At 66.3% G+C, this 20,904-nt stretch carries 15 protein-coding genes; 5 read left to right on the top strand and 10 right to left on the bottom strand.

The genetic code is table 11. The features are described from left to right. Positions 1–207 precede the first annotated feature (207 nt). Together QYL93_RS20325 and QYL93_RS20320 are read left to right on the top strand one after the other, a co-directional pair. Positions 208–1,383: an ankyrin repeat domain-containing protein gene (locus QYL93_RS20325; RefSeq protein ID WP_305745352.1), complete on the top strand. Its 1,176-nt coding sequence runs from the start codon at positions 208–210 to the stop codon at positions 1,381–1,383. An 870-nt stretch (positions 1,384–2,253) separates the two neighbouring features. Next, complete coding sequence (locus QYL93_RS20320; protein ID WP_305745351.1) at positions 2,254–2,790, top strand: GNAT family N-acetyltransferase; 537 nt, start codon at positions 2,254–2,256, stop codon at positions 2,788–2,790. A gap of 231 nt (positions 2,791–3,021) precedes the next feature. Here QYL93_RS20320 and QYL93_RS20315 read toward each other — a convergent pair whose 3' ends face one another. The 10 genes from QYL93_RS20315 to QYL93_RS20270 form a co-directional block, all read right to left on the bottom strand. Continuing rightward, complete coding sequence (locus QYL93_RS20315; RefSeq protein ID WP_305745350.1) at positions 3,022–3,492, bottom strand: GNAT family N-acetyltransferase; 471 nt, start codon at positions 3,490–3,492, stop codon at positions 3,022–3,024. A 115-nt stretch (positions 3,493–3,607) separates the two neighbouring features. Then, positions 3,608–5,323 (bottom strand): RCC1 domain-containing protein, encoded by a 1,716-nt coding sequence (locus QYL93_RS20310; protein ID WP_370877015.1) that lies wholly within the window; start codon positions 5,321–5,323, stop codon positions 3,608–3,610. Positions 5,324–5,478: 155 nt separating this feature from the next. Continuing rightward, positions 5,479–5,847 carry a hypothetical protein gene (locus QYL93_RS20305; RefSeq protein WP_305745348.1) on the bottom strand — a complete coding sequence of 123 codons (369 nt, stop codon included), beginning with the start codon at positions 5,845–5,847 and terminating at the stop codon, positions 5,479–5,481. 343 nt (positions 5,848–6,190) lie between these two features. After that, a complete protein-coding gene (locus QYL93_RS20300) occupies positions 6,191–6,991 on the bottom strand; it encodes an amino acid ABC transporter permease (protein WP_305745347.1) in 801 nt (266 codons plus the stop codon). After that, complete coding sequence (locus QYL93_RS20295) at positions 6,988–7,650, bottom strand: amino acid ABC transporter permease (RefSeq protein ID WP_305745346.1); 663 nt, start codon at positions 7,648–7,650, stop codon at positions 6,988–6,990. Before QYL93_RS20295 ends, QYL93_RS20300 begins: the two co-directional genes overlap by 4 nt. Before the next feature lie 3 nt (positions 7,651–7,653). Beyond that, positions 7,654–8,556: a glutamate ABC transporter substrate-binding protein gene (locus QYL93_RS20290; RefSeq protein WP_305745345.1), complete on the bottom strand. Its 903-nt coding sequence runs from the start codon at positions 8,554–8,556 to the stop codon at positions 7,654–7,656. A gap of 273 nt (positions 8,557–8,829) precedes the next feature. Further along, positions 8,830–9,048 (bottom strand): hypothetical protein, encoded by a 219-nt coding sequence (locus QYL93_RS20285; RefSeq protein WP_305745344.1) that lies wholly within the window; start codon positions 9,046–9,048, stop codon positions 8,830–8,832. A gap of 304 nt (positions 9,049–9,352) precedes the next feature. Continuing rightward, positions 9,353–10,351 (bottom strand): MFS transporter, encoded by a 999-nt coding sequence (locus QYL93_RS20280; RefSeq protein WP_305745343.1) that lies wholly within the window; start codon positions 10,349–10,351, stop codon positions 9,353–9,355. Positions 10,352–10,471: 120 nt separating this feature from the next. Further along, positions 10,472–11,860 (bottom strand): hypothetical protein, encoded by a 1,389-nt coding sequence (locus tag QYL93_RS20275; RefSeq protein ID WP_305745342.1) that lies wholly within the window; start codon positions 11,858–11,860, stop codon positions 10,472–10,474. 37 nt (positions 11,861–11,897) lie between these two features. Next, positions 11,898–13,313, bottom strand: a complete 1,416-nt coding sequence (locus QYL93_RS20270; RefSeq protein ID WP_305745341.1) for a leucine-rich repeat domain-containing protein — start codon at positions 13,311–13,313, stop codon at positions 11,898–11,900. A 252-nt stretch (positions 13,314–13,565) separates the two neighbouring features. Between QYL93_RS20270 and QYL93_RS20265 the strand changes: the two genes are divergently transcribed. The 3 genes from QYL93_RS20265 (at position 13,566) to QYL93_RS20255 (ending at position 20,901) form a co-directional block, all read left to right on the top strand. Next, entirely contained in the window at positions 13,566–14,258 is a 693-nt protein-coding gene (locus QYL93_RS20265) for a response regulator transcription factor (RefSeq protein WP_305745340.1), read from the top strand. Between the two features lie 110 nt (positions 14,259–14,368). Next, positions 14,369–16,222 carry an ATP-binding protein gene (locus QYL93_RS20260; protein ID WP_305745339.1) on the top strand — a complete coding sequence of 618 codons (1,854 nt, stop codon included), beginning with the start codon at positions 14,369–14,371 and terminating at the stop codon, positions 16,220–16,222. 209 nt (positions 16,223–16,431) lie between these two features. Then, the gene (locus QYL93_RS20255) at positions 16,432–20,901 is read left to right on the top strand and encodes a fibronectin type III domain-containing protein (RefSeq protein ID WP_305745338.1); all 4,470 of its coding nucleotides are present in this window, start codon (positions 16,432–16,434) and stop codon (positions 20,899–20,901) included. Positions 20,902–20,904 lie beyond the last annotated feature (3 nt).

Genomic DNA, 20,904 nt, shown 5'->3' with positions numbered 1-20,904 from the left:
TTTAGCAGGCTGTTGAAACTCGGCTGCCAGGGCGGCGCATCACGTTCAGCAGTCACCGGCATGCATCACGGGCAACATCGCCCAGTACAACAACACAGGGATTTCATGCAAGACGCTTCTTCATTCATTCAACCCGGCACCTTCCGTATCCGCCAGGCCGATCAGGCCGCCGCCTTGCAGAACCTGCAACGCGGGTGTCCAAAACACATGGTGATTGCAGACTATCTGAAGAACCCCGAAGAGTTCGCACGCACCCGCTACCTGGCGCGGGCGTTCGAGCTGCTGGGCATGCAATGCGATGTGGATGGCGGCGACCTGCTGCTCGTGCCGTTCGAGGGCGGTGAGTCGGTCGACCTCTCGGCCTACTACTGGGATTTCATCGAAGATCTGGCGCACGAAGAGACCCCGGGCTCCATGGCCCACGGGACCAAGGTTGTGTGGCGTGAATTGGGCATTGATGTGGAGGATGGCGACGAAGAAGAACACCACGCCAGCGAAGCGGTCGAAGACTTCATCAGCGAGATGGGGGACCGCAAGATCACCACCGCCGAGCTCGATGCCCTCATCGCCAGCGAAGGCAGCGTGGACTGTCGTGACTACAACGGCAAAACGCCTTTGCTGGCGGCGTGCGAAGGCTACCGCTGGGCCATTTCGCAGCATGCCGATGCGCAGATGGAAGACGACAGCGACGAAGGCCGCGAAGAAAAGGCCCACGCCGCAGCAGAGCTGGCGGTGCAGGCGCACAACCTGCATACCGTGCTGCAGCGCAACCCGGACATGGCCGCGCGCACCAGGGACGGCACTGACGCGCTGGGCTTTGCCACCCAATCGGGCAGCGTCGATTTCGTGGACCTGCTTCTGGCACACGGCGCAAAAGTCAATGCGGGTGCGCTGCAGGGCGCGGTGCAGAGCCTGTCGGTGGACATGGTGCGCAAGCTCGCCCAGGGCCATGCCCACCTGGTGAGCCCTGACTTGCTGTTGCACGCCTGCGTGGTCCACAGCGCCATGCCGACCGAGCTGGAGATGGTGCGCTACCTGGTCGAAGACCTGGGCTGCAACGTAAATGCCCCCGTGACCAAAAGCCTGGGCAGCGTACGCCGCATGGCCACGCCCTTGATGGCTGCCGCGCTGGCGCACGACCTGGCGGTTGTGCAGTACCTGCTGGCCGCCGGTGCCGACGTACACGCGGTGGATGTCTACGGCAACACGGCCCTGCATTACTGCAGCGGCCAGACGTGGGTTTCCGAAGATGGTGCGGGCTGGTTTGCGCAGGACGACAACCCGAAGGTCATCGACCTGCTGCGCCAGCACGGCGCTGATGACAGCGTCGCCAACGTGGCCGGTAGAACGCCAGCCGACCTGTTCGCCAGCCGACGCGGGTAACAGCCTTCATTCATCCAGTCTGGCATTGGCATCCACCGATGCGGCAGCAGGTCATCGGGGGGTGATTGCGCGGCTTTTAGCGGAGATCGGCGGTGCGCTGAAGGGCCGCTTGAAAAAGGAGCGCAAGACCGCTTTGCGCCCAAAGCTGCCGTTGATTCGCTACCCGCTGGCTTGCAGTCCAACCTGCGCGGTCTAAGTGTCCGGTGCCTGCCTACAGCAAGCTATAGTTTGCTCAGGTGACGCTTGCCGGGTTTAGTGGAAATTTTATATCTGTGCTTTTGAACAGCGCACTGAACGCAAGCCCACGCTGCAAGCCACTTCCAGGAGGAAAAAGTGTCCAGAATATCCCGCACGGTCCAAGTTATTTCGCAAGGTATGCGGGACACATTACGTATGCCGCGTAGGAACAGAGGTGCCCAGCTGAGCGTCGCAGTCTTCGCACTGCTCGCCGCGTCGTCCGTCCATGCACGTGGCGGCTGCTACGGCGATTGCGGCGGAAATGGCTTTCTGCTCTTGCTGTTGGCTCCGCTCGTGGGCATCTACTTCAAATTTTGGAATACCCGCAAAGGCGCTCCAAGCTTGAGAAAGTGCTTGTTCTACGCGGCGGCTGCGGTAGTGCCAGCCTTAGTAGTGGGATTCATTGCATTTGCGCTGCTAGGGCTTCCACATTGGCTTGGCTATGTGCTCATGGAGGTGACTATGCTTGCCACGTTCGCGCTTCTCATTCATCCTAGTAAGCATGTCATTGCCAAGTAGGTCGGAACCGCAGCATAACAAGCTCGTCAACTCGGACGCCTTGCGGCGTCCGCCCGCTCCGCGGGCTCCTCTCCCAAGTCGCCGGTTCCACGTACGTTAGACCGCAGGCAGCCCATGATCGATTTCTCAACGCTTGACACATCTCGGCTCACGCTGCGTGAGATTCTGGAGTCGGATGCCGAATGTCTCCTTCAGATTCATGGTGACCGCGAGCACATGCGATGGTTCGGGTCGGATCCGATTCCCGATCTTGATGGCGCCCAAAAACTAATCGCTACGTTTGCGAGCTGGCGGAAAGAGCCGGTCTCCGGGGCGCGCTGGGCCATGGAGCTGAAAGACCGACCAGGGCTGATTGGTACGTGCGGCCTGTTTCGCTGGAATCGAAACTGGAGATCTTGTGTCGTTGGATACGAAATCGCTCCGGCGCATCAGGGACACGGATACGCAAAAGAAGCGCTGGAGGCAATCATCGCTTGGGGTTTCCGAGAGGTGCAACTGAATCGAATCGAGGCGCAGGTACACCCTGACAATGCGCCGTCTCTGGCACTGCTCGCGAAGCTCGGATTTGTGCAAGAAGGGCATCAGCGGGAAGCTGGGTACTGGGCAGGTCGGCACCACGATCTTCTGCAATATGCTCTGCTCAAAGCGTAGTGGAGTACAGCGATTGCGGTCTGACAGGGCGGCCAAGGCGGACTCCTGCGGCGCCCCTTGCGTTCGGCGTTCAGTGTCCGCCTTTTCTAAAAGCCACCGGCTGCTCCTGGCCGATGGCAGCCATCGTATCAGCGGCAGTCACCGGCCCAATGCAGACCTTTGGCGTCCCCGGAGGCAGACGGCTGTGAAGCAGACACCGGTTTGCCGGTGTTTATCCTCTCGATTGCAGGGTTAGGCTTCACTGAGGTAGCCCCTCTCCACCTGCTTCTGTGGATTCTCAAAAATGCCCATAGCAGTCTTCATTCGCATGAAGCCGAACTTCCTGTAGAAAGGCTCTTTGCCAGGGACCGCATACAAGATGATTTTCTTGTGACCACCTGACAATTCCACCAGGTCACTGACAACCTGTTTGCCAAGGCCTGTGCCTTGATGGCTCGGCAATACCGCAATGTCGCAGATGTACGAGCAGTCTCCACCATCAGCGAGCGCACGCCCCACCGCCACAAGCTTCGTATTTTCATAGACGAAACACTTAAACATGCTGTTTGAGAAGACTTTCTGCAGATGAAGCGGCTTCTTCTCGCCCAGTGGAGCGGCCCGATACAGGGCAGAAAGTTCTTCCCAGTCGACTCCATCAGTGGAGTGTTTCCATTTGAGTGTCACTTGTGCCTCCAATGGCCGCTTCTGGCCGATGGCAGCCATCGTATCAGCGGCAGCCACGGGTCCATCGCGGTCTTTTGCCTTTGCTCAAGGTAACCGCTCTCAACACCACGCCTCATCTCTACGAGCTATCCATCCAGGATGTTCGGCAGCTCACTCACCGTTTGCTTGCCGTCCACTGCGTGCCGATCCATCCGCTCTTCCACACGCCGTCACCGCTCCCGTCCTTGTTCAGAAGCCCGTAGATCGAGAACGGCGCATTTACTAAGCGGCTGGCTGCCGTCACCACGCCCCGACTGTCGATCTCTCCGTAGAGGTCGACCCTCTCTTCGCCGTTCGACACGTAGCATGTGCCAAAGACCTGCCCGGCGGAGGAATCGTCGGTCGCGTGCCGCACGTCGATGGTGCACGGCGGATAGTACGGTTGGTTGGTGGTCAGCACCCACTGGCCGATGTACGGCGTGATGGGATTGATAGGGCGCACCCAGTCGATCAGCGGACCAAGATCAACCATGGCGTTGCCGCTTTCTGGTCCCAGGAAAATCAGCTTGGGAGTGCCGTGCATGTTCACAGCCAAGTAGCGGCTGTTACGGTAGTTCGAAAGCCAAAAGTTCGGGATGTTGTCGAACAGCTCGCTGAAATAGTCTCCAGGAAAGACGTCCGGCAGGGTCCGACCCGCCCACCGCATCACCAGCTCGATGTCCCGATTCGGGCCCAGCTTGTCGACCGCGTAGGGTGTCACTGCCGGGCCGGTAGAGCCACATGCTGCGTTGTTGAACGAGGGCCCGCGGGCATAGGTGAAGCCGGGGTAGTACGCGCTGGACAGGTCGCACGACGCGATGGACAGGCGGTTGTTGGCACCATTGCCCCAGCAGTTGACGTAGCCACCCTCCAGCACGGCGCAGGTGTGCTCTGCCCCGGCACTCAGTGACAGGGCCTTGAGAATGCCGACCACGGGCGCAGGCGCCTGCGCGGCGTTCAAGGGGTAGCCCGTGCCCAACTGGCCGCTGGTGTTCTTGCCCCAGCAGGCCAGGGTGCCGCTTTGCAGCAGCGCGCAGCTGAAGCCGGCGCCAGTGGCAACCGCCTGGGCGGGCCCACCCAGGCCCGGCACCTCCACGGGCACAGCGGCAATGGCAGGGGAGGCGGTCGTGCCCAGCTCGCCGCTGGCATTGCGCCCCCAGCACACCACCTGACCACCGCTGCGCACCAGGCAGCCATGGCCCTCGGCGACGGCGAGGCGCACGGCATCCCCGATGCCCGGCAAGGTGCGCGGCGTGCCGGGGTCGGAGTCCGCACCCGCGAGCAGGCTGCCCGCTCCCACGCAGGCCACCGCTCCGCCCTGCAGCACAGCGCAGGTGCTGGCCTGGGCGGCGGCCACCTGCACCGCGCCCGACAGCCCGGGCACCTTGACCGCCACAGCCGATGCTGCGCTGCCCGCAGCCGTGCCCAGTTGCCCACGGCCCGCGTCGCCCCAGCAATAGACATCCCGGCCGTGGGTCCTTGCGCAGGCGTGGCGTTCGCCAACCGCAACCTGCACTGCAGCGGGCAACCCACTTACAGACTGCCCAGGCGTGGCACCTGTGGGTATGCCTAGCTGAAAATAGTCGTTGTTTCCCCAGCAGCTCACCGTACCGCTCTTGTGCAGTGCACAGCTGAAGTCACGGCCGGACTGGATGTCTATGTAGTCCCGGCCTGTGAGCCACTGCGGTGCGGCGAGCGTTCCCCAGCATTGCGGAGCTTTTGTGCTGGAGGCTGCACAGGAATGGCTGTATCCGGCGCTCACCGTGGTAGCAGCCGCTGGTGTGCAGACCAGACTTGCAAAGAGAAAACCGATTGCAGCAACCCATTGGCCTGCGATTCCAGACAAGGACATATGAATCTCGCTTCTTGCTTCTTGGTAGTGAATGACAGCGTCGTACCCGTGGCCCAATGAGCTCGTCCCGTCGGGCCGACTCAAGAAAGCAGTGGGCTGCAATGTCTGCTCAAGATGAATTTTTGCTATCTGTGACCGTCCGATATTGGCCGGTTTCAGCCCTTGAACTCCAGCCAGGCATCTGCGTGGCGCCGCGACGATGGGCCAAGTGCGGCAAGAAACTGTGGGAGCACGTCCAGCTCACTCGCTGAAGCGACTAGCCCCTCGATGAACCCTGTGGCCGCCATGGTCACCAAGGCTGTATCCCCGTTCTCCATGGCGGTCTCAACAAGAAGCAAAGCCCGCCGTGTCTCAGCGGCAGCTGGATTCGTCGAGACGTCTAACAAACGTTTGGCGAAGCTCGACAAGAGCGTCGTCTCTGGGGGCTCCTGCGGCGCCCAGCACTCTTTAGCCTCGTGCGAGACTGGGCCCAGAACCGGTGAGCTGGCCAGCACCTCAATCAATGCGCGAGTGGATGTCTTCATGCAGATAACCTGGTGTGCAAACGTCTGGTTGTGGCCGAGGCTGTGTGAAAACGCGCGTTGCGCCCTTGACCTGCCAGTCGACTCAGAAGTCGACCGCTCAGATCGGCCTACAACGCACGATCTCGATGCGAGCAAGGGTTGAAGTACCCCTGCAAAAGTCGTCTATCGACGTTTTCACACAGCCTCGGCCAATGGCAGCCATCGTATCAGCGGGCTGAACGACGGCTGTGCACCGGATGCTGCCGGTCGCCCTGTGTGTGCCAACAGCCCGCGTCGGCCATGACCCTCTTCTCTACTCTTGCCAGAGCGCCACGTCCCCGCCCGGCGGGCCGCCTGGCTGCGCTCAATGCATCGGCTGCCCGAGCCGCTTGCTGGCGCTGGAGATGGCGTAGTTCACTAGGCAGTAGAGCGCTGCGACAACGAGGTACACGGGCACCAGTGAGCTGTAGTTGGCGATGAGCACCTTGGCGTTCTGCATCAGCTCGCCATAGGTGACGACATAGCCGAACGTTGTGTCCTTTACCACGATGACCAGCTGCGCAACCAGCGCCGGCACGATGTAGCGAAGGGCCTGGGGAAAGACGATGTGCAAAAAGACCTGGGCTTCGGTCAGCCCCAGGCTTCGCGCAGCATCGGTCTGGCCGCGGGGAACCGCGAGCACGCCCGCGCGATAGACCTCGGCCACCACGGCAGCGGTGCTTAGGCCGACGGGCAGGGTCAGCATCCAGTAGGTGCTCAGCTTGATGCCGACCGATGGCAGCGCCAGAAAACACACGTAGATGAGCAGCAGCGTCGGCGTGCCGCGCAGGAACTCGATCACCGCGATACTCGGCCAACGTACGAGCCGGGGCTTCGCCAGCCGCCCCAGCAGCAGCACCAGCCCCAACGCCAGCGCGATGGCGGCGGCCATCGCCGCCGATGCCAGCGTGCCGAGCAGGCCTTTGCCCAGGAAGGCCCAGGTCGTCGGCCGGGCGAAGAATTCCCACAGGCGCAGCTCCAGCTGCCCTGCCGAGTGGAACCGGAACACGACGGCTGCAGCCATCAGCACCAGCACGGCCGCTGCGACCGCGCTCACCACGCGCGTCAGCTTGCGGGCCTGCGGGCTGGGCGCAGCGAACAGGATGTCTTCCAGGGCGCGGCTCATCGCAGGATCCGCACTTTCTTTTCAAGCGTGGCACCGGCCCAGGCGATGAGCAAGCCGCTGGCCACGTACATCGCGGCGGCCACCGCGAACGCGGCCATGCCGGCGGCGGAGTCGGTGGCGATCTTGGAGACGAGCGCGGTGAGCTCCCGGCCCGGCAGCGGCACCTGCGACGCCAGCGAGGTCGACAGCATCAGCGCAATGAGCAGCGAGGTCATCGGCTGCACCACGGCGCGCAGCGCCTGCGGCAACACCACCGCAGTGATGACGCGCATCGGGCGCATGCCCAGGCTGAGTGCAGCCTCGGCCTGGCCACCGGCGACGGTGTTGATGCCCGTGCGGACGTAGTCCGCCGTGAACGCAGAGCAGACCAGGGTGAGAGTGAGCACCACGCTTGCCTCATAGTCGATGAGGACGTTCAGATCGGGCAGTGCGAACACGATGAAGATCAGCAGCGCCACGCTGGGAATGTTGCGAAAGATCTCGACGTAGACCGTCATGGCCCAGCGCAGCGGCGCCACGGGCAGGAGCCGAAGCACCGCCACCACCATGCCCAGCGCGAAGCCGGCCACGAAGGACACCGCGGTGAGCTTCCACGTGAGCAAAAGGGCCTGCCCGAAAGCAGGCCCGTAGTCAGCCAGGAGCCGAGAAACCCCGTCCATTGTTTACGGCAGGGCGGGCGGCTTGGGCACGTCCGCGCTGCCGGTGCGCTGGCCGATGGACACGGTCCACAGCTTGGCCCAGGTGCCGTCGGCTTCGATCTTCTTCAAGAAGGCATTGATGAAGGCCACGCCGTCCGAGCCCTTGGGCAGGCCGATGCCGTAGGGGTCTTGCGCACCGAAGGGTGCGCCTGCCAGCTTCGCGTCGCCGGAGCCCAGGCTCAGGGCGTTGAGCAGCAGCGTGTGGTCGGTCACATAGGCATCCACGCGCCCCTGGCGCAGTGCGTCCAGGGCCTCCTGGTGCGTCTGAAACTCTTGCACCGTCGCCTTGGGCGCGACCTGCGCCAGGATGGCGGGCCCGGTGGAGCCGGCCTGCGTGGCGGTCTTCTTGCCGGCCAGGTCGTTGTACGACTGGATTGCCTTGTTGTTCGACTTGACCAGCACCCCGGCCTGCGAGGTGTAGTAAGGCCCGGCGAACGCAATCTTCTCGGCGCGCGCGGGGGTAATGGAGTACGTGGCGAACACCATGTCCACCTGGTCGTTGATGAGCACCTGCTCGCGGGTGGACGAATTCACCTGCGTGAACTGGTACTTGGCCCCATCGCCCAGGATGTAGCGGGTGACGAGTTGGGCCAAGCCTGCGTCGAAGCCGCGGATCTTGCCGTCCTTCTCGTTCAGCAGCGAGAAGAGATTGGAGGTTTGCGTGCCGCCCAGGCGCAGCGTGCCGGCCTGCTTGACCTTGGTGGCCCAGGTGCTCGACGCGATGGTCGCCGCATCGGCGACGGGGCCCTGCGCTACCAGCGCGTCAAACGCCGCCGCGTTGATGGGCGTGCCCTGTGCAAGAACAGACCCGCCGGTGACAAGCGCCAGTGCGGCAACGGAGAACTTCAAAGTGGATGTGATTGACATGCGGCCTTCTTCTGGAGGGTGTGTGACGTTGTGCAATGTATAGCAATTGTGCAATGCGCCGGTCGCCCATCCCGGTGCCTAGGGGTCAGTGCCAGCTCGCGAACATTTCGCGAACATCTTGCCGTCGAGTCCGAGTGGCTGAGGTCAGTTTGCCCCTGACCGTTTTCCGTCATCGTAGCAGCGGCTATGGGGACCAAAGCGACCGGCGATGTCGCTGGAACGCGTACGCACATTCTCCCCGCCCGGCCGTTGGCCCACTCACTGCACAACCAGTCACGCCCTTGCCTGAACCAGCATGCGCCGCCCGGCCCCCCAACCGCTCCATGCCATGGCCACCGCAAGCGCTCCCACCAGCCAAGCATTGGCCGCGTAGCCGCCCGTCCATTCGCGCAGCACACCCACCAGCAGGGGGCCGCCGGCTGCCAGCAGGTAGCCCCAGCCCTGTGCCATGGCTGAGAGCTGTGCTGTGATCTGGGCATTGCCGCTGCGCATCACGATCAGGCTCAGGGCCAGCGCAAAGCCACCGCCCTGGCCGCAAAGTCCACTGAAACCGAGAAATCGGCTGTGCGCCGGGGTGGCCGCGGGATGCAGCGCAAGGCGCGGGCTGCCGCCAAGGCTGGCCGCCTTGGTAAAGCCCGCAACGCCGCGATGCGCCCGCTGCCACCCCGGCCCGAAGGGTGAGGGTCTGGCAGGGCCGCACTCGTCGTTGCCGTGCTCGCCGGGTGTGCAACCCGGCTGCGCCCGCCGCCTAGATTGCGGCCCTGCCAGGCCCTCACGCACAGCCGATTTCTCGGTTTCAGTGGACTAGCAGTACGGCCCAGAGCCAGCGGCCACCCAGCGGTCCGACCATCAGGCCCAGAAAGGCGACCAGGATCAACGCGCTCATGCCCACGGCCAAAGCCCGCTGGTCGCGGCAGCGCGCGGCGAACGAGGGCACCAGCAGACAGGTGACCAGTTGGGTCAGTATCGACACTGCAACGATGTAGCCTGCGTCCGCACTGCCGATGCCGCGCTCCCGCAACAGCGGCGACAGCCAGCCCATCACGATGAAGGCCAGGGCCGATTGCAGCCCCATGAAGGCAGTCACCTGCCAGGCCAGGCGATCGCGCCAGAGTGTGCCGCCCCCCGCCGCCCCGTCGAGGGGCTGGGCACGGGTGTGCCACGCCTGCGGCGCCCAGAGCAGCAGCACCAGGATGGCGGGCAGCGCCCAGAACGCCAGGGCGGGGGGCCAGGCCGCATCGAATGCAGCGCCCATCAGCGGAACGGTCAAGGCCGTGGCCGATGCGGCACCCGCGCAGATCGCCAGCGTGTACAGGCCCGTCATCAGCGCGGTGTGGCGGGCAAAGCTGCGCTTGACCAGGCCCGGCAGCAGCACATTGCCCATGGCGATGCCGGCCCCTGCCAGCACCGACGACGCAAACAGCGGCGCCAGCGTGCCCGCAGCGCGCAGCACCGTGCCCACGGTGATGAGCAGCAGGGCCAGCAGCAGCACCCGTTCCGGGCCGTACCGGCGGGCAAGTGCGGGCGTGGGTGCGGAAAACAGCCCCAGGCACACGATCGGCAAGGTGGTCAGCATGCTGGCACCCACAGCCGACAGGCCGGTGTCGCGCATGATTTCGGGCAACACCACGGACAGGCTGCCAAACACCGGCCGAAGGTTGCAGGCGATGAGGATCAGGCTCAGGCCCAGCAGCCATTTGTGTTGGTGATCGCCGTGTGGCTTCACCACGTCAGGCTGCGTGGCATTGGGGTGGGGGTCAGCGGTTTCAGCCTGGGCGCCCGTGAAGGTGCGCAAGGCAGTTGTCGAATCGGGCAAAGGCATAAGCCTCTGACTTTAACGCCCCGCAGTGCGGGCTGCTGGGCTGGTGGCTCATGGACGGCAAACCCTTGGCAGCACCTGTCTCAAGGAAAACGCTCACGGCACGCCGATGTGCCAGGTGATGACCGGGTCCGCCAGGGCCGACCTGCTGCCGGCAGGCGACAGCCCGCCCCAGTGCCTGAAGTACTGGATGTAGTCCGTCAGGTACCCCCGCTCCAATTCATCGGGTTCAACGGCGCAGGTGATGTCAATGTAAAACTGCCCGTCGAATTGGCGGTCTTGTATCACCTGTGCCGTGTTGTAGGGGCCGCTGCACGATTCGCCCAGCAGGCGGCCCAGCTCGAATGCAGCCGAGCGGACTGCGCGGTTGGCCGAAGAAGCGTCTTCGATCTCTATGCGGTAGCCGTGCTTGCCCTTCTTGGCGGAAGGGGGCTGGGTCACGCGCACCACGGGGCTCAGGTGGGGCTCCAGCAGCGCGTGGGTCAGTGGCTCATCGGGACGCCACACCAGCAGAGCGCTTTCGGCAAGCAGGTCCTTGCGTTGCAGCGTGAGGTAATTGTGGCCATCCACCAGGCCGCATCGGTGGGTGATCTCCCACGGGGTGTCCCAGCGCAGCTCTTCGGCCTGTACTGGCGTTGGGCCTGCGTGCCCCGCGCCGCTCAGCGGGATGGCCAGCAGCACCTGCGGCTGCAGCCACCCGGTGAAGGCCATGTAGGCGCGCGTGGCGTCATGCCAGCCGAGGAAGTTGTTGCCATCAGCGTCCAGGGGCGGATCGAAGCGGTGCAGCGTCTGCAATGCGTTGTCGGCACTGCCTGCGTTGCCCAAAAGCTTCACCCCTTCGGCATCCACCAACAGGGTGCCGCCGCCCGGCAGCGCGAGCACCCCCACCAGCCCATCCACCACGGTGACGGTGCCCGTGAATGTGCGCTGGTCCACGTCGTAGACCTGGTAGATCGGCTCCTCGGTGGTGCGAAAGAAGAACAGCCCGTCGGTGAAGCGGGGCCGCCACCGCCGCTCGGAGCGGTCGACGCCGGTGATCTCCTGGAGCTTCGTTCCCGCCAGGTCGTACACCGCCCACTGCTGTTGGTTGCCCAGGGCGATGGCGGCCGGGGCGAGGTAGCGCTCGGCGTAGTAATACGGCATCTGAAAAATCGGCTCGCCATTCCAGCGGCGCGCCACATACCAGTCCTGCCCGTCCTCCTGCGCTTCATCGAAGAGTGCATACGAGAGCTGGCCGCCCAGGAAGCTGTGCATGGACACCCATTCACCCTGCGCGTGGGTGATGCGGTTGCGCTCGCCTTCCTTGCGGTAGCTGCCGACGACCCTGTTGCCACCGATGCTGAACTCCAGGTACTCGTCGACCGGGGGCGTGAGCAGGGGATGGTTGTTCCCCTCGGCCAGCACGATGCGCGACTCCTGGCTCACAAACACCAGGCCCGCCGGCGTGGTATCCACTGCCGCGATACCCCAGAAATTGAACAGCATTTTCGTAGTTGATTGGTGGTTGGGGGCGCTTCCTGCGTCAGGCTTTTTTCTTGCCCAGCCGCGCCAGCGTGGCTTCGTACGCAGCCAACACGTCGGGCCGGGTTTCGGCGGCCACGTCGTAGCGGCTGGCCAGCACGGCGGCGTCGGCCTTGCCGCCCAGTTGGGCTATGGCCTTGAAAATCTTCTTCATGAAGGCTGCATCGCCGCCGATGATGTGCTTTTCCAGGCGCAGCAGGTCGATGACCGGCTCCACCAGCTGTGGCGCCTGGGTCTTGCCCACCACGTCGAGCAGCTTTTTGTAGTAGTACAAATGCATCTCGGAAAACCTCTCGCGCTCGTTGAAGTAGGCGAGGAACAGGTCGGTATGGGCGGGGCTTGCGGCCTTGACCAAGATGCGCATGACCATCGCGTGCTCCAGCTTCATCTTGCCGGCGCTGAAGTCATTGCCCCGGTACCAGGGCCGCGCCAGCGCCGTGTGAAAGCACTGGGTCAGCACGGGAATCAGCCGCTCGCCATAGCCGCTCAGCACGTTCATCATCAGCTCGGCCTCGGTGGAGTAGTGCGGGCTGAGCCCCTCGGCAAGCATGGCGTCGAAGGCGCCGGGCACCGGGTGGGCCAGCACGCCGCGCAGCGTGTCTTCGTCGTAGTGCCCGTGCACCAGGCTCGCGAACGCCTCGCCGAGCAGCGCCAGATCGGTGATGGCGTAAAGCTGGGCCCAGTCGTGCGCGCGCATCAGGTCGGCCACGCGCCATCTCTCGACCCGCTCGGCGTCTTGCACGTGCGGCAGCTCGGGAAGCAGCAGTTGCAGGGCCTCCTTTTCCTCGTTGTGCCGCGCATCGGCGTAGAACCGAGAGAACCGCATGCCCGCCAGCGGCGCCAGGCTGGCCACCGGGTTGTCGTTCACGTGCAGCTCGGTCAGGCGGGGGCATACGGCCAGCGGCGACAGGTCGGTGATCTGGTTGTTGTCGGCATGCAGGTTGGCAAGGGTAGGGTAGCTGCGCGCAAAGCCCAGGTCCGTGATGCGGTTGTCCGACAGGTACAGGCTGGCGAGCTGCGGCAGGTCCAGCCCCGCCGGAAACGCCTCCAGCTTGTTGTGCCACAGAAACAGGTACTTCAGCGCCTTGAATCCGTTGAGCGCATCGAAGTCCGAGAACATGCAGTTCTCGATGACCAGTTGCTGCAGATGGGGCAGCGCCCGCAGTGCCGCGAGGTTGCTGAACTTCAGCCTGTCCAGGCTCAGCTTGCGCAGGCCGATGATGTGTGCCAGCCGGGCCAGGTCCAGGGGCTCGGCCATCTTGCTGCTGCGCAGCGACAGCTCCACCACGTCGTCGCAGCCTGCTATCTCATCGAGGTCGTCGCTGGTAAAGCGCTCCAGGTGCAGGCCCTGGGCATGGTTCAGTACGCTGATGGGGGAATGGATCTGGTCGGTCCACTTGGATTGACGGGTTGCCATGCGTGTGGTGTGGGGCGTGGTGTTACGGGATTGCCCCCGGATCATAGGCATGCCTGGCGCGCCGCACTGGACAAGTTGTCCAGCGTGAAACGCGCGGCTGGATGGGCATGGGTTGGCGGGGCAACACGCCTGGCCTGCCTTGCTTGTCACTAGAACTGGGGACAGCGCGCAAGCCGGTGCTGTGGGACACTCCACGGGCCTTCACGCCCCGACAGATAGACAGACATACCGACAGGTCCAGCGCCCCGTTCCATGCCAGAAGCCATTGCCATCGCCAACCCCGCAAGCATCCAGATCGCGCTCGTGGAGGACGACCCGCGTTTCCAGGCGGCCGTGGCCTCGGCGATCCGCCAGACGGATGACATGCAACTGCTGTGGGTGGCCGACACGCTGGCGCAGGCGCTGCGCGCACTGAACGGTGGCGGCCCGGCTGCCGATGTGCTGTTGGTGGACCTGGGCCTGCCCGATGGCTCGGGCATCGAGGCCATCGCGGCGGCTGCGCGGCGATGGCCCGGCTGCGCGGTGATGGTGAGCACGGCCTTTGGCGACGAGGCGCATGTGCTGCAGTCCATCGAGGCGGGAGCCAGCGGCTACCTGCTCAAGGACAGCATGCCTGAGCGCATCGTGGGCGAGATCCGCAGCCTGCATGCGGGCGGCAGCCCGATCAGCCCGCTGATCGCCAGGCAGGTGCTGATGCGCTTCAAGCAGGCCGGCGTGCAGGCGCCGGAGGCAGCCGTGCAAGCCGATGCCCCCGCCACGCTGTCCGCCCGCGAGCGCGAGGTTCTGCAGTACATCACCAAGGGTTTCACGGCAGAAGAGATTGCGCGGGCGCTGGATGTATCGCACCACACCGTGCTCACCTTCGTGCGGCGCACCTATGCCAAGCTCAAGGTGCGCTCCAAGGCCGAGGCGATCTACGAAGCACGTGCGCGGGGCCTGATCTGAAGACCGCCCTGGCACGCGCCTTTCTGCTGGCCTGCTGCCTGCTGTGCTGCGGCGCAATGCTGGCGGCTGCACCCGGGCCATCGCCTGACGGGCCGCTACCTGCCTGGCAGATGCCTGCCGGCTCGGCGGCGCACATCGTGCAGGCGCAGCGGCTGGAGCGCCCGAGCGTGGGGTTCACGCCCCCGCCGTATGCGCTGCACGGGGGCGATATGCAGAGCGGCACATGGGAGGCGGTGGCGCTGCCGTTTGCCCAGTCGCCGCAGGTGAAGGTGCCTCAGCAGCAGCAGGGCCAGCCGCTGACCACCGAGGTCTGGTACCGCCTGGCGGTGCCCGAGTTCGCGCAGCAGTCCGCCCCCCTGTACCTGTACCTGCCGCGCTGGAAGTCGGACGGCCTGGTCGCCATCTACGGCGACGGGCGGCTGCTCTACCAGACGGATGCGAGCTGGCTGTGGAACCCCTCGAACCTGCCGCTGTGGATTCCCCTGCAGGGCACGGCGGGCACGCCGCCCGTGCGCGAGGTGCAGATCCGAGGCCAGCGCCTGCGGCACACCAGCGCAGCCATGTCCACGGCCTGGGTAGGCTCGCGCGCGGCCATCGGCTGGCGCTACCAGATCCGCTCGTGGCTGCAGTCGGATTTTCCGGCGATGGGCAGTGCCGCCTTCCTGGCCGCAGGCCTCTTCGCACTGGGCGTGTGGCTGCGGCGGCGGCGCGAGCCGCTGTACCTGCTGTTCTTCGTCACGTCCGTCGTGGCGTTCGTGAGGACGCTGCACTATTTCGTGAGCCGACCCCGGCTGCCGATCCGCGATGAATGGTTCAGCTGGCTCACCGTGAGCTCGCTGTTCTGGCTGGTGCTGGTCGGGCATTTCTTCCTGCGCTACCTGCATGGGGTACGCCACCGCGGGCTGACCATCACGGCCTGCGTGGTCACGGCACTGGTAAGCGTGCTGACGCTGCCGTTGCTGCCGGCACTGCCCCGGGCGGCGGTCATCGCGCCGCTGCTGTACGGGCTGCTGCTGGTGCTGGGCACCACGCTGCTGGCCGTGGCCTGCCGCGATGCCTGGCGCACCGGCTCCAGAGAGGCCGGCCTGCTCAGCGGCTGGGGGCTGATCAGCCTGCTGGCTGGCGGCTACGACTGGCTGCTGCAGACCAACCTGCTGGTCCCCGTGGAGGGCATCTACCTGGGGCCCTACAGCAACATCGGCATATTCTTCATCTTCTCGTACATCATGCTGCACCGCTATGTGGCTGCCCTGGACGGCATGGAGCGCGTGAATGCCAATCTGGAGCACCGCCTGCGCGAGCGCGAGGGCGAGCTGGCCCTGAGCTACGAGCGCCTGCGCGAAACCGAGCACCGGGCCACCCTGGCGCAAGAGCGCCAGCGCCTGATGCAGGACATGCACGACGGCCTGGGCTCCTCCCTCACCAGCGCGCTGCACCTGGTGCGCCACGGCAAGGCCGGCAGCGAAGAGCTGGCCCAGGTGCTGGCCGAGTGCATGGACGACCTCAAGCTGGCCATCGACTCCATGGAGCCCGTGGACGCCGACCTGCTGCTGCTGCTGGCCACCCTGCGCTTTCGGCTCGCGCCGCGCCTGGAGGGCATGGGCATTGAGCTGCGCTGGGAGGTGCAGGACGTGCCGCCCCTGCCGTGGCTTGATGCCGGCAGTGCGCTGAACCTGCTGCGCATCCTGCAGGAATGCTTTGCCAACGTGGTCAAGCACGCACAGGCCTCCTGCATCCGCGTCGAGTGCGAGGAAAGCGCCGGCGGCATCGAGGTGCGCGTGCTGGACGACGGCCACGGCTTCGACGTTGGCGCCGCACTGCAGGCCCGTGGGCGGGGCCTGAAGAACCAGCTGCGCCGGGCCGACGCCATCGGCGCCAGCATGTCCTGGGCCAGCACGGCGGCCGGCACGCGCTGCGTGCTGTGGCTGCCGCTGCAAGCGCCCGGCCACCCGCCCGTACCGTAGGCTGCACCCCCTTTTCGCGCTGGCGGCCGGCCCGGTGTACTCGGGCCGGCAGGCCTCTCCGTGGGTGGCGCCTTGCCGCTGCGACGTGGTCGCGTCGCCTCGCTTGTAGCTAGTTCTAGGGACATACAAGCCGGCCGCAAGCCGATAGATTCCGGTGTTATCGCCTGTGCGCCGCCTGCACCGGCGCTTTCACCACTAAAGCTGCTCCCATGCCAACCCGCCCGACCCCCCTCTCAAGCACTCCCGCCATAGCTGAGCCCCTGGCCTGGCGACGCGCCGCCAGCCCGTTGGCCATGCTGCTGTGGCTGATGATGGCCTGGCTGCTGCTGTCCGGGGCCACGCCCGCGCGGGCCCAAGGGGCCGTACCGGAAACGGTGCTGGGGGAGCCTGTGCAGCAGTTGGCTGCGGGCAACGAGCACACGTGCGCGCTGACAGCTGCCGGGGCGGTGCAGTGCTGGGGCCGCAACAATGAAGGCCAGCTGGGCGATGGCAGCACCACCAGCAAGAGCACGCCCCAGCCCGTAACGGGCCTGGCCAGCGGCGTGGCGGTCATTGCGGCAGGGGGCAACCATACCTGCGCGCTGACCACGGCCGGGGCCGTACAGTGCTGGGGGAACAACCCCTTCGGCCAGCTGGGCGATGGCAGCACCACCAACACAACCACGCCCCAACCCGTTACGGGCCTGGCCAGCGGGGTGGCGGCCATTTCTGCAGGGGTTTACCACACCTGCGCGCTGACCACGGCCGGGGCTGTGCAGTGCTGGGGCCGCAACGCGTACGGCCAACTGGGCGATGGCAGCACCACCGACAAAACCACGCCTCAGCCCGTCACGGGCATGGCCAGCGGGGTGGCTGCCATTGCGGCAGGAGGCAACCACACCTGCGCGCTGACCACGGCCGGGGCGGTGCAGTGCTGGGGCCGCAACGATTTCGGGCAGCTCGGCGATGGCGGCATCACCCGTAAAACCACGCCCCAGCCCGTCGCGGGCCTGGCCAGCGGGGCGGCGGCCATTTCTGCAGGGCTGCATAACACCTGCGCGCTGACCACGGCCGGGGCGGTGCAGTGCTGGGGCCGCAACGATTTCGGGCAGCTCGGCGGTGGCAGCACCACCGACAAAACCACGCCCCAGCCCGTCACCGGCCTGGCCAGCGGGGAGGCGTCTATTGCGGCAGGGGTTTACCACACCTGCGCGCTGACCACGGCCGGGGCCGTGCAGTGCTGGGGGCACAACGCAAACGGCCAGCTGGGCGATGGCGGCACCACCAGCAAGAGCACTCCCCAGCCCGTCACCGGCCTGGCCAGCGGGGTGGCGGCCATTGCGGCAGGAGGCAACCACACCTGCGCGCTGACCACGGCCGGGGCGGTGCAGTGCTGGGGCCGCAACCTTGATGGCCAACTGGGCGATGGCAGCACCACCAACAAGAGCACGCCCCAGCCCGTCGCGGGCCTCGCCAGCGGTGTGGCGGCCGTTGTGACGGGGTACGGCCACACCTGCGCGCTGACCACGGCCGGGGCCGTGCAGTGCTGGGGCTTCAACACTTCCGGCCAGTTGGGCGATGGCAGCAGCACCAACAAGAGCACGCCCCAGCCCGTCACAGGCCTGACCAGCGGCGTGGCGGCCATTGCGGCAGGGTACGACCACACCTGCGCCCTGACCAGGGCTGGTGCCGTGCAGTGCTGGGGGGCCAGCCCCTTCGGCCAACTCGGCGATGGCAGCACCACCAGCAAGAGCACGCCCCAGCCCGTCCCAGGCCTGGCCAGCGGGGTGGCGTCTATTGCGGCAGGGGATTACCACACCTGCGCGCTGACCACCGCCGGGGCGGTGTATTGCTGGGGCTGGAACATTTATGGCCAATTGGGCGATGGCAGTACCACCAACAAAAGCACGCCCCAGGCCGTCACGGGCATGGCCAGTGGGGTGGCGGCCATGGCGGCAGGGTACGCGCACACCTGCGCCGTGACCACGGCCGGGGCCGCGCAGTGCTGGGGCCGCAACCAGTTCGGGCAGCTGGGCGAGGGCAGTACCACCAACAAGAGCACGCCACAGCCCGTCACGGGCCTGGTCAGCGGGGTCAAGGCCATTGTGCCGGGGTTCAGCTACACCTGCGCGCTGACCACGGCCGGGGCCGTGCAGTGCTGGGGGGCCAACCACTTCGGCCAACTGGGCGATGGCAGCACCACCAACAGGAGCACGCCACAGCCCGTCACGGGCCTGGCCAGCGGCGTGGCGGCCATTGTAGGACGGAGCGTTCACACCTGCGCGCTGACCACGGCCGGGGCCGTGCAGTGCTGGGGCCGCAACAATGAAGGCCAACTGGGCGAAGGCAGCACCACCGACCAGAGCACGCCCCAGGCCGTCACGGGCCTGGCCAGCGGGGTGGCGGCCATTGCGGCAGGAGGCAGCCACACCTGCGCGCTGGCCACGGCCGGGGTCGTGCAGTGCTGGGGTTATAACTTCAGCGGCCAACTGGGCAACGGGGGCACGGCGAGCCGCAGCGTGCCAACGCGCATCGCCGCAGCGCAGGCCATCGACTATCCCGTGGCGGCTGGCTCTCCTACCTCGGGCACCCCGACCACCCTGGCGGCCACCGCCAGCAGCGGCCTGGCCGTGGCGTTCGACACCTTCACGCCCGATGTCTGCACCGTGAGCGGCACTGCGCTGACCGTGCTGCCCGGCAAGGGCGATTCTCTGTGCGGCGTGCTGGCCCGCCAGTCCGGCGGTGCGGGCGCCGATGCCGCCTACTTCGCGCCGGCACCGACGCGTTCTCGGCTGCTGCTGGTGCCGCCTGGTGCCCCCGATGCCCCCACCGCCGTCACCGCCACCGCCGGCAATGCACAGGCCACCGTGGTCTGGACACCCCCCGCCAGCAATGGCGGCAGCGCCATCACCGCCTATACCGTGGCAGCGGTGGCCGACCCGGCCAAGACCTGCACGGTCAACACCGGCAGCCCGCTGCCCACCACCTGCACGGTGATGGGGCTTGCCAACGGCACGGCCTACACCTTCACGGTCAAGGCGAAGAATGCGTTGGGCGACAGCGTGGCATCGGCCGCCAGCACGGCAGTCACTCCCGCAACGCAGCCCGGCGCCCCCACCGCCGTCACCGCTACCGCTGGCGACAGCCAGGCCCGTGTTTCCTGGGTGGCCCCCGCCAGCAATGGCGGCAGTGCCATCACCGCCTACACGGTGACCGCAGTGGCCGACCCGGCCAAGACCTGCACGGTCAACACCGGCAGTCCGCTGCCCACCACCTGCACGGTGATGGGGCTGGCCAACGGCGCGGCGTACACCTTCACGGTCAAGGCGACCAATGGGGAGGGCGACAGCGTGGCCTCGGCCGCCAGCGCCCCGGTCACGCCCGCCGCGCCCGCCGCGCCCGCCGGGGGCGGTGCACCCACCTTGGTGAACGTCAACAGCGCCGGCACCACCACCATCACCGACCCCACCCTGCCCATCGTCGTGGGCCCCGGCGCTGCAGGCGCCACCATCGTGGTGCCCGGCACGGGCACCACGCCGGTCACGCTGCAGATCACTGTCAACGGCCAGCCGCTGTCGGTGCAGGCGCTGCCGGGCACACAGCTCAAGACCAACCAGGTCAACGGCCAGAGCGTGCTGGTGCTGATAGTGCTGCAGGGCTGGGCGTCCATGACTTCTTCTGCCCTCGGCCAGCCCATGGCGCTGGCGGGTGAGGTGCTGCTCAGTTCAGGGGCAGCGGGCACGCGCATCGACGCGCAGCCGCTGGCGGTTGCCGTGGTCAGCGGTTCGTTGGTGCCTGCCTCCGGGGCCCTGCCCGAGCTGGGCAGCCAGGGCCTGCTGGCGGGCGAGCGCCTGCAGGTGGACGCACAGGGCAAGCCCGTGTCCATTGCACTCGGCTCGCTCAAGGGCGATGCGCAGCAGGTGGGCGATGCCATGGCGTTTGCCAACCTGCCCGCCAGCATCACCGTGGACGGCGCGGCCTATGCGCGCCTGGCTGGCCCGGTCACCCGCCTCTCGGGCGCCAACCTTGCCGTGGGCCTGGAGACCACCCCCTCGGGCGTGGTGCTGGTGCGCGACGGCGGCCAGACTATCCAACTGCTGCCCGTGCAGCCCATCAGCATCGATGCCCGACTGCCCGATGGCGTCACCTTCACCCCCCTGGGCCTGCTGCGCTGGGTGCGTGGCGGCGTGGTGGTGCAGTTTGCACCTGCGGTAGCCGACCTGGCGGGCCTGGCCAACGCCATCACGGCATTGCTGCCCGATGCCCAGACCAGGCTTGGCGCCGAAGGCGTGCTGCAGTTGCGCACCGGTGGTCACACCTACGTGTTGCGGCCCGACTGGACAGGCGGCGGCGCCCCCGCCACCGGCACCCCGCAGATCGGGGTGGACGAACAGAGCCGCATCTACCTGCAGGCAGGGCAGGGCGCGCGGCAGTTGCTGCTGCCCGCGCTGCTGAGCCCAACGCTGGCCAGCGCGATCCTGGGAGCTGCCCTGCCGGGCGCCACGCTGGCCGTTCAGCCTGCGGCCCGTGATGGGTCTATGACGCTGACGCTTACTGGAGCCCAATGGCGCCTGGTGCCGCAGTGGGTGCTGCCCGAAGGCAGTGCCGCGCAGCAGACGGCGCCCTGGACGCTGGGCGCCGATGGCGTGCTGTACTTCAAGCTGGGCGCCCAGGTGCAGGGCGTTCGCATCGCTGACTGAGCA

The organism is Acidovorax sp. A1169, assembly GCF_030704685.1.
In the GTDB taxonomy this organism is placed as follows: Bacteria; Pseudomonadota; Gammaproteobacteria; order Burkholderiales; family Burkholderiaceae_C; genus Acidovorax.
This window is presented reverse-complemented; position numbering and strand designations above follow the sequence as displayed.